General features: G+C 38.7%; 1 protein-coding gene. It reads left to right on the forward strand.

Annotated features, from left to right (window positions below):
- Window positions 1-380 precede the first annotated feature (380 nt).
- Window positions 381-1722: M14 family zinc carboxypeptidase (locus AC1DUW_RS27815; RefSeq protein ID WP_477644053.1), on the forward strand; the 1342-nt coding region annotated here is incomplete at its 3' end.

Below are 1722 nucleotides of genomic sequence, written 5' to 3' on the forward strand. Positions count from 1 at the left end.
TAGTAGGATGCAGAAAAGGAGAAATTTATTAGTCTAGAAAGGAATTAAAGCAGCTACAGTAGCCGCTGGGAATGCGGATTTAGGTATTGCGTTTCCACCAAGTCGTTCAATGTTTATTTTATTGGGATTCGCTCCTATTGCAGCACTAGTTTCGGAGGTCAACTTTATGTAGCATTACTTGCTGGGGGAGCTTATCAAATTTTATACAGAATATTTTTAACGATGTGGTTTGTTCAATGTTATAAAATTAAAGCGCTTTCAACAGAATTTGTTAAGCCCATTAGCCAGTCATTTCGTGTTGTATTCAATTAAACTATGTATTAATTAATAAATTAATATATACAAAAAAATCACTATATATACATACTGGAGGTTTTAGGATGAAAAAGAAAAAAGCATTATCTGGCCTGATGGCTGTGAGTTTACTAACAGTAATTCCGTGGAGTTCTGGACATGCTGAGAAACCTCAATGGACAAATGTGAATACATATGAGGAACAGGACGGAAGCAAGTTTAATAGCGAAAACTATGACTTTGTGAAATTCTCACAAATTGGTTCCAAATTAAAAGAGATTGAAAAACTTTCAAACCGTGTGAAAGTTGAAGTCCGTGGAACATCAGCTGATGGAAACCCACTCTACGTTGTCACGATTGCTGACCCAACAACGCAAGGGAAGTTCGGAAAAGTGAAGGCACTTAGAAAGCAAATGTTTAAGAATCCGGGCAAAGCTCAAGAATGGGTTGCCAATAATCCTGACTTTAAAGTTCCAATCATGATTAATGGTTCTATTCATGGGACTGAATTTGTCGGAAGCGATGCAATCCTTCAATTAATTGAACGGTTTGCTACCCAAAATGATGCAACAACAAAAGACGTTTTAGAGAATAATATTCTTATTTTCAATGTCGTACAAAACCCTGATGGACGTATTGATGCCACCCGCTTTAATGGCGAAGGAATTGACATAAATCGTGACTTTATCACCCAGTCGCAGCCAGAAACAAAAGAGATGGTTGAGCTCATAAAAGAATGGAACCCGATGGTGTTCCTTGATACTCATGGTTATGTGAAGAATTATCAGCCAAATCTGCAGGGGTTAATTGAGCCTTGTACGCCACCGCATAATCCTAATTACGAGTATGACTTATACGGAAAATGGGCCTATAAACAGGCAGAAGCGATGGAAGCGGAAATAATGAAGGATCATAAGAACTATTCAGGATCCTTGTATCAAAACATGAAAGGTACCTATATTCCGCTGCGCGATGATTCCGCCGGCTGGGATGATTACCCACCAATTTTCACACCAATGTATGCGATGTACCATGGTGCTTACGGTCATACATTAGAAGCTCCAACAAATGATTGGGATGGCGTACGATGGATGTATAATTCGATTATGGGGGCACTGAAATTTGCAACAGCTAACAAGCAATCCATGATTACTGATCAAATTGAAGTTTTTAAAAGAGGAATTAACTTTGACCATCCTTTTCATAAGGAAGGGTTATTTCCAAAAAACTACATACTTCCACTAGACCCTATGGATCCGACTGTTACGAATAAGGCAGTAAATCATTTGATCAATAATGATATTGAAGTTGTTCAAGCTGTGAATGCATTTGAAGCGGATGGAGTGTCATATCCAAAAGGAACTTATCTCGTTGAGATGGATCAGGCGAAAGCCGGATTAGCAAACACGATGCTCTGGGATGGGGAAG

Source organism: Peribacillus sp. P4_C12 (genome assembly GCF_056402095.1).